At 61.2% G+C, this 7,198-nt stretch carries 9 protein-coding genes; 6 read left to right on the plus strand and 3 right to left on the minus strand.

What is annotated here, in order from left to right; all coding sequences use genetic code 11:
• The 3 genes from RDL77_RS24425 to RDL77_RS24435 form a co-directional block, all read right to left on the minus strand.
• The coding region (locus RDL77_RS24425) for a DUF3333 domain-containing protein (protein WP_288195078.1) at positions 1–742 on the minus strand (742 nt) is incomplete at its 3' end.
• Positions 739–2,205, minus strand: a complete 1,467-nt coding sequence (pstC, locus tag RDL77_RS24430; RefSeq protein ID WP_223613680.1) for a phosphate ABC transporter permease subunit PstC — start codon at positions 2,203–2,205, stop codon at positions 739–741. The genes pstC and RDL77_RS24425, both read right to left, overlap by 4 nt.
• An 89-nt stretch (positions 2,206–2,294) precedes the next feature.
• Positions 2,295–3,341 carry a substrate-binding domain-containing protein gene (locus tag RDL77_RS24435; protein WP_223613681.1) on the minus strand — a complete coding sequence of 349 codons (1,047 nt, stop codon included), beginning with the start codon at positions 3,339–3,341 and terminating at the stop codon, positions 2,295–2,297.
• Between the two features lie 395 nt (positions 3,342–3,736).
• Here RDL77_RS24435 and RDL77_RS24440 point away from each other — a divergent pair, with 395 nt between their 5' ends.
• From RDL77_RS24440 to RDL77_RS24465, 6 genes are all read left to right on the plus strand, one after another.
• Entirely contained in the window at positions 3,737–4,144 is a 408-nt protein-coding gene (locus tag RDL77_RS24440) for an EF-hand domain-containing protein (RefSeq protein WP_288195080.1), read from the plus strand.
• 18 nt (positions 4,145–4,162) lie between these two features.
• Complete coding sequence (locus tag RDL77_RS24445) at positions 4,163–4,723, plus strand: RNA polymerase sigma factor (protein ID WP_223613683.1); 561 nt, start codon at positions 4,163–4,165, stop codon at positions 4,721–4,723.
• Complete coding sequence (locus RDL77_RS24450; RefSeq protein WP_288195082.1) at positions 4,720–5,130, plus strand: hypothetical protein; 411 nt, start codon at positions 4,720–4,722, stop codon at positions 5,128–5,130. The genes RDL77_RS24445 and RDL77_RS24450 overlap by 4 nt, the downstream gene beginning before the upstream one ends.
• Complete coding sequence (locus RDL77_RS24455) at positions 5,131–5,601, plus strand: periplasmic heavy metal sensor (protein WP_288195084.1); 471 nt, start codon at positions 5,131–5,133, stop codon at positions 5,599–5,601. It begins immediately after the preceding gene.
• A gap of 75 nt (positions 5,602–5,676) precedes the next feature.
• Positions 5,677–7,068: a DUF1800 family protein gene (locus tag RDL77_RS24460; protein ID WP_288195086.1), complete on the plus strand. Its 1,392-nt coding sequence runs from the start codon at positions 5,677–5,679 to the stop codon at positions 7,066–7,068.
• 2 nt (positions 7,069–7,070) lie between these two features.
• A partial coding sequence (locus tag RDL77_RS24465; protein WP_288195087.1) for a twin-arginine translocation signal domain-containing protein occupies positions 7,071–7,198 on the plus strand: 128 nt, incomplete at its 3' end.

Raw genomic sequence — 7,198 nt, forward strand, 5'->3', positions numbered from 1 at the left:
CTTCCAGATAGATCGATGCGGCCACGCCGATGGGCAGGGAAAGGCACAGAACGATCAGCATCATGTAGAGCGAGCCGATGAGCGCGACACCGAGACCCGACGTTTCCGGACGGCTCGATGCGCCGAAGGTGAACAGGCCGCTGTTGAAGCGCTGCGCCATGGCGCCTTCCTTGGCCAGTGTGTTCATCCAGGCAACCTGGCGGTCCGATACCTTGCGGTTTGCCTGATCGACACTCAGGTCGATCTGGCCCTTGAAGGCCGAGTCGATGTCGCCGCCGGTCAGCACCCAGAGATTCTGTGTCGTGCCGATCAGTGCCGGATTTCCTGAAACCAGTTCCCGCAGCTGGCTGCGCGAGCCGTCGGAGACAAGCTTGCTCAGTTCGCGGATCGCCGGCTTGTCGTCAAGGCTGACGCCCAGCTTTTCGGCAAGGGCATTGCGCACCAGGATCGGATAGTTTGCGGTGAGCAGAACGGTCGGGTCGGTCGCACGCTTGTTCGTGGGGTCGATCACCTTCTCGTCGAGCTTGACCGAGAGGCTGACCTCCGTCTGCCAGAACGCCGTGTAGCCGTTGGAAATCACCGAGTAGAGCAGCGCAACCAGGAAGAACAGGCCGATGGCAATCGCGGTGATGCCGTAAATCTTGAACCGGCGCTCGGCGGCATAGCGGCGCTTCAGACCGATGTCGCGCCGGACGACCTTTGCCGGAGCAACTGCAGCAGGATTGAGTGTTGTGTCGGTCATTCGTACTGCTCCCGGTACTTACGCACGATGTAAAGCGCGAAAATGTTCATCGCCAGCGTGATGAAGAAAAGGGTGAGGCCAAGGGCGAATGCCACCAGCGTCTGCGGTGAATTGAATTCGAGATCGCCTGTCAGCTGGTTGACGATCTTGACGGTGATGGTCGTCATGGCGTCGAACGGATTGATGTTGAGATTCGCCGCAACACCGGCCGCCAGAACCACGATCATGGTTTCACCGATGGCACGCGATGCGGTGAGCAGCAGCGCGCCGACGATGCCGGGCAAAGCCGCAGGCAGCACGACGCGGCGGATCGTCTCCGAACGCGTCGATCCAAGCCCGAGCGAGCCGTCACGCAGCGACCCCGGAACGGCGGTAATGATGTCGTCCGACAGGGAGGAAACGAAAGGGATCAGCATCACGCCCATCACGATACCGGCGGTCAGCACGCTCTGCGCCATGATGAAGGGATATCCGCCCGATATTGCCGCACTGATATCGCGCAGGAACGGTCCGACGGTGACAAGGGCAAAGAAGCCGTAGACGATCGTCGGGATGCCCGCCAGCACTTCCAGCAGCGGCTTGACCACCGAGCGCACGCTCCGGCTGGCATATTCGGCCATGTAGATGGCGGCGAACAAGCCGACCGGTACGGCAAACAGCATGGCGACCAGCGCGATATAGAGCGTGCCGGCAAGCAGCGGAATGAGACCGAACTGACCCTGCGCGCCATTGCCGCCGGCTGCGGAGAAGCGCGGATCCCACACGGTGCCGAAGAAGAAGCTCGACGGGGTTACGGACTGGAAGAAGGTGATGGTCTGGAACAGCATCGACAGAACGATGCCGACCGTCGTCAGGATGGCGATGGTCGAGGCCGCGAGCAGTCCCCAGAGGATGATCCGCTCGACATTGTTGCGGGCCCGCGTGCGGACATTGACGCCGGACAGACCGAAGATCGCACCGGCAACTGCAAGGACAATGGCCACCACGGCGCCGATATTATGCGCGCGCGCCGTGCTCTTGTTCCATTGCACGGCAACGGGGATCATGAAGTCCTGGCCTTCCGTCGCCAGGGCCACGCCCTTGCTCGACAGCAGCGGCCGCAATTCGGAGAAAGTGGTTGGAAGGTTCGCCCGTTCCTGGTCGGTCAGCTTGTCGAGACCCCGCGCGATGCCGCCGACCATGCCAAGCTCGAGGCTCTGGCTGGCAATGACGCTTTCGCTGTTGTGCACCGGCAGGCTGTTGATGGCCTGGCGCTCGATATAGAAGCTCGACCCGATGGCCCAGACCAGGATGAAGATAATTGCTGGCAATACGGAAACCAGAAAAACCCACCAGCCGTGATAATGCGGCAGGGAATGGGCTTTGACACTTCTGTCATCTTTGCTGATGGCACGCTGGCGTCCAAGAAAGAACCCGACAAGACCAATCGCAACGACAATCACTAAAACCAACAAGGTGGACATCAACGCTTCCCCGATCTGTCCTGCAACGAGAGCATAGGCCCCGAGAAATATCCGGCGCGGACAGGGTTCTGTCCGCGCCGGTTATCGGCTTACTTGCCAGCCATGGTCTTGCCGGCGGCGAATGCGGAGCGCTGAGCTTCACGCTCTGCATCCGGTGCAGCAACCAGGCCGTATTCTACCAGCGGGCTATCCGGACCGACCATCTGGTCAGCAAGGAAGAAGTCCACATATTCCTTCAGGCCGGGGATGACGCCGAGATGCGCCTTCTTGACGTAGAAGAACAGCGGGCGCGATACCGGGTACTTGCCGGTGGCAATGGTTTCCGTGCTTGGCTTGATGCCGTTGACGGTTGCAACCTTCAGCTTGTCCGCATTGTTTTCGTAGAAGGCCAGACCGAAGACGCCAACGCCGGTCTTGTTGGCATCGATGCGAGCCAGTGTTTCCGGATAGTCGCCATCGATGTCGATAGCCTTGCCATCCTTGCGGACAGCGATACAGGCGGCAGCAGCGGCCTTTTCGTCAAGACCGGCAGCCTTGATCGCATCGGCTGCACCGGTGGCCTTGCAACCGCCAGTCATCAGCTTCTCTTCGAAAACTTCACGTGTGCCGTGCTTTTCGCCAGGAATGTAGGCGGCGATGTCCCAATCGGGCAGCTTCGGATTAACCTGGTTCCACTTGGTGTTCGGGTTGGCAACCAGCTTGCCGTCGACAACGACCTGCGCAGCAAGAGCGGTATAGACGTCCTTTGGCTCCAGCGCCCAATCCGGGCCCTTGATGTCGGTCGCGAACACGATGCCGTCATAACCGATGCGGATTTCTTCAACGTCCTTGACGCCAGCGTCAACGCAGGACTTCAACTCTGTGTCCTTGATCGGACGCGAGGCATTGGCGATATCGATGGTGTTTTCACCAACGCCCTTGCAGAATTCCTTGATGCCGGCACCCGAACCGCCGGATTCAACGACCGGGGTCTTGAACTTGGGGAATGTTTCGCCAAAAGCTTCAGCGACGATCTTGGCATATGGCAGCACTGTGGATGAACCGCTGACCTGGATCTGGTCGCGAGCGGATGCGCCAACTGTCGTGGCAATCACCGAGATCGCAATCAGAGCAGTGGTGGAAATAAGCTTGTTCATAGGAGCAGCTCCTGTTGGATTAACTGTGTGACGCCTCCGACGTCGTCTGCCGTCTATAGAACCAATATAACAGTCATATGACACTATTGTTACAGTTCTGTAGCGGCGCCTGTGCATGAGCCGCGCCCGCGGCGGAATCAAAATTCCTTCTAAAACCATCAAGTTAACCGTCTATGGATTTTGCACAGCTTGGCACAGTGAAGATAAGCTCAACGATTCCAGTGGGTTCATGAGGCTCAATTGCGACACTCGCGCAGGCATCCCTGCCATACGCCGCAGGGGGACAATACCGTCCCCCCACTGCGGTTTCAAAAAAATTCAGCGCAAGCGACGGATTGTCCCGCTCCCGCCGTTTAAGTCACGACAAATGACAGTCTGCTGAAAGGAAAAGTTTGATGAAATCGAGAGTAGCTGCGGTTCTTCTTGCCATGGTGCCACTGTCCCTGCCCGCAACCTTGGCGATGGCGGCACCCAAGGCCGACACCAATGGCGACGGCACAATTTCACTGGCCGAATATCAGGCCGCCGCCCGGGCGCGGCTGCTCAAATTCGATACCGACGGCGACGGCAAACTCTCGCTCGAGGAGTGGCTGAAGCGCCCCGCCGCAAAGAATGCCAAGCGCGATCCCACGGCGGTGTTCAACCGGATCGATACAAATCATGACGGCTTCATCGATACGGCGGAAATGGATACTGTAGCGAAGAAGCGGTTTGAGCGCCTCGACACGAATTCCGATGGCCAATTGACCAAAGAGGAACGCCACGGACACAAGAAGGGCGCCACCGACAGTTCACAGGAGTAACGGCAAGCGTGCAAAACCTTGGACAATCGCAACACGGATGAAGAACTGCTGGTGAAGATCGGCCAGCATGACGATGCGGCCGTCCGAACCATGGTGACACGCAAGCTGCCGCGCCTGCTCGCCCTGGCGGCGCGGATGCTTGGCGACCGGAATGAAGCCGAGGATGTCGCCCAGGAAGCCTTTATCCGGCTGTGGCGGCAGGCGGGCAGCTGGCAGAGCGGCCGGGCGACCTTCGATACATGGCTGCACCGGGTCACGCTCAATCTCTGCTATGACCGCCTGCGCCGGCACCGGGAACAGCCGGTGGCCGAGACACCCGAAAGGGCAGATCCAGCCCCCGACCCGGAACAGTCGCTTTCGACCCGGGACGAAAGCGACCGGATCAAACGGGCCCTCGCCTCCCTGCCCGACCGGCAGAGGGAGGCCATCGTGCTTCAATATTATCAGGAGTTCAGCAATATCGAGGCAGCGCAGATCATGGATATCAGCATTGAAGCCCTGGAGAGCCTTCTGGCCCGTGCCCGGCGCAATTTGCGGACAGCCCTGGAAGAGACTGCCCAACAGGAGAAGGCAAAATGACCCCGCAACGCTTTCAGGAACTGACCGAGATCTATGGTGCCGAGGTGCGGCGCTGGCCGCCGCCCGAACAGGCCGGCGCCGTCGCCTTCGTCAGGGAGCATCCCGATATAGCCCAACCGGCCCTCAGGCTGGCGGCGGAACTCGACGGGATGCTGGCGCAGTACCGGACCGCCCCGGCGGAGGCCGCGCTGCGCGAGCGCATCATCGCCTCCTCCGGCAAGTCCTGGTCCGGCTGGAAACGCGCCCGTCTCTGGTGGCAGGGCACCGGGCTCGCCGGCATTGGATTGGCGGGCGCGATCACCGGCGCCCTGCTCATCGGCGTCATCCATTCCGCCGAATCGCGCGGATATGAGGACCAGGCCTATGCGGTCACCGCCTTCAACATCTCTGATGAACTGGACGAGTAAATGAGTGAACGGTCACGCAACATCCTTCTCGTCGCTTCGCTTGCCCTCAATGTCTTCATTGCCGGCGGCGTGATCGGCGGCGGCTACATCTGGCACACATTCGGTCATTCCTGGACGACGGAGAACCGGCGCGGCGTTCGCTTTGCCGCCGAATATCTGACACCGGAGCAACAGAAGACCCTGCGGCAAAATCTGGCAGCGGCCCGCAAGGACAATGTACCGCTGGCCGATGCCGGGCGGGCAAGCCGTGCCGAGATTGCCCGGCTGCTGGCACAGGATGTCATCGATCCCGCTGCGGTCAACGCGGAACTGACCAAAGCCCGCGAAGCCGATTTCGCCCTGCGGACGCGCATCGAGCAGACCATCGTCGCCTTCGCCGAAAGCCTGTCGCAGGAGGACCGCAAGACGCTTGTCGAGGGCTTGAAAAAGCGCAATGTCATTTTGCGGCAGACGCCGGCAAAAAAACAATGAATGCCCGCGACGGAATTTTCCGGTGCCCCCGTTCAATGACTGTCAATGCCAGACAGGCTGCGAACGGAGAAGATCATGGTTACAACGGCAACAGATGCGACGGCGGCCATTGCGGTCAATCGCTTCGGTTTGGGAAAGCGGGCTAGCGAGCCGCTTCCAGCCGACCCCAGGCACTGGCTGCTCGATCAGATCGGCCGCTACGAACCGCGCCCGGCAGCCTTTGCCCAGCTCCAGACCACACCCGAAATCGCGACGCAGTATGCCAGTGACCGGCAAAAACTGCAGGCGCTCGACGGCGACGAGAAAATCGCCCTGCGCAAGGAGCTGAACAAGGCGGCCCGCCTGCTTTACCGCGGCGAGATCGACGCGCGCAGCCGCAATGCCCTTGCAACGCCCACGCCCTTCCTGGAAGCGCTCGTGCATTTCTGGTCGAACCACTTTGCCGTGTCGGCCGACAATCCCGCGATGCTGAGCCTTGCCGGCGCCTTCGAGCGGGACGCGATCCGCCCCCATGTCACCGGGCGCTTCACCGACCTGCTGTTTGCCGTCGAGCAGCATCCGGCCATGCTGATCTATCTCGACCAGATCCGTTCGGCGGGTCCCGACAGCCCCCTCGCCACGCGCGCCAAGCGGCGCAATGCCGACAAACTGCCGGGGATCAACGAGAATCTGGCCCGCGAGATCATGGAATTGCACACGGTCGGCGTCGGGTCCGGCTATACGCAGAAGGATGTCACGGAGTTCGCCCTGGCCCTCACCGGCTGGTCCGCCGGACGCATGGGCGGCAAGGCCGATGCCAGTCAGGCCGGTGTATTTCAGTATCGCCCCGGCCTGCATCAGCCGGGCAAGCGGCTGATCCGCCGCCGCGTCTACGGCGCAACCGGCGAGGATCAGGCAGGCGCAGTCCTGAAAGATCTGGCCAGCGATCCGGCAACGGCAAACCACATCGCCACAAAGCTCTGCCGCCATTTCATCGCCGACACCCCGCCCCAGGGCGCCGTGAACCGCGTCAGCAAGGCGTTTCTTGCCTCCGGCGGTGATTTACCGGCGGTGTATCGAGCGCTCGTCGAAGCACCGGAGGCATGGGCAGTGCCGTCTGCCAAGATCAAGACTCCCTGGGAATGGCTGGTTTCAGCCATGCGCGGGCTGGATTATCCCGACCTTGGCAAAGCCAACGCCGCCAACCTGTTGAACCAGCTGGGGCAGCCGGTCTGGCTGCCGCGTTCACCCGCCGGTTACGACGATATCGCGGCGAGCTGGCTGGCTCCCGATGCGCTGGTGCGGCGGGTGGAGGTTTCGCAAAGGCTGGCGGCAAGGGCGGACCGGTCGCTGAAACCGGAAGAGCTGGCGAACAACCTGCTCGGAAACGCGCTGACCGACAGCACGGCAACGGAAATCAACCGCGCCGAATCCGTCCAGACGGGCATCGCCCTTCTGCTTGTTTCACCTGATTTTCAACGGAGATGAGCATGACCAACCGCCGGGATTTTCTGCGTCTGGCCGCCATCGGGGCGGGATCGATGCTCGTGGCGCCGCGTATCGTCTTTGCCAATGTGGCGAGCGACCGCCGCTTCGTCTTCATCATCCAGCGCGGCGC

This window comes from uncultured Phyllobacterium sp. (assembly GCF_902479695.1).
GTDB classification, from domain to species: domain Bacteria; phylum Pseudomonadota; class Alphaproteobacteria; order Rhizobiales; family Rhizobiaceae; genus Phyllobacterium; species Phyllobacterium calauticae.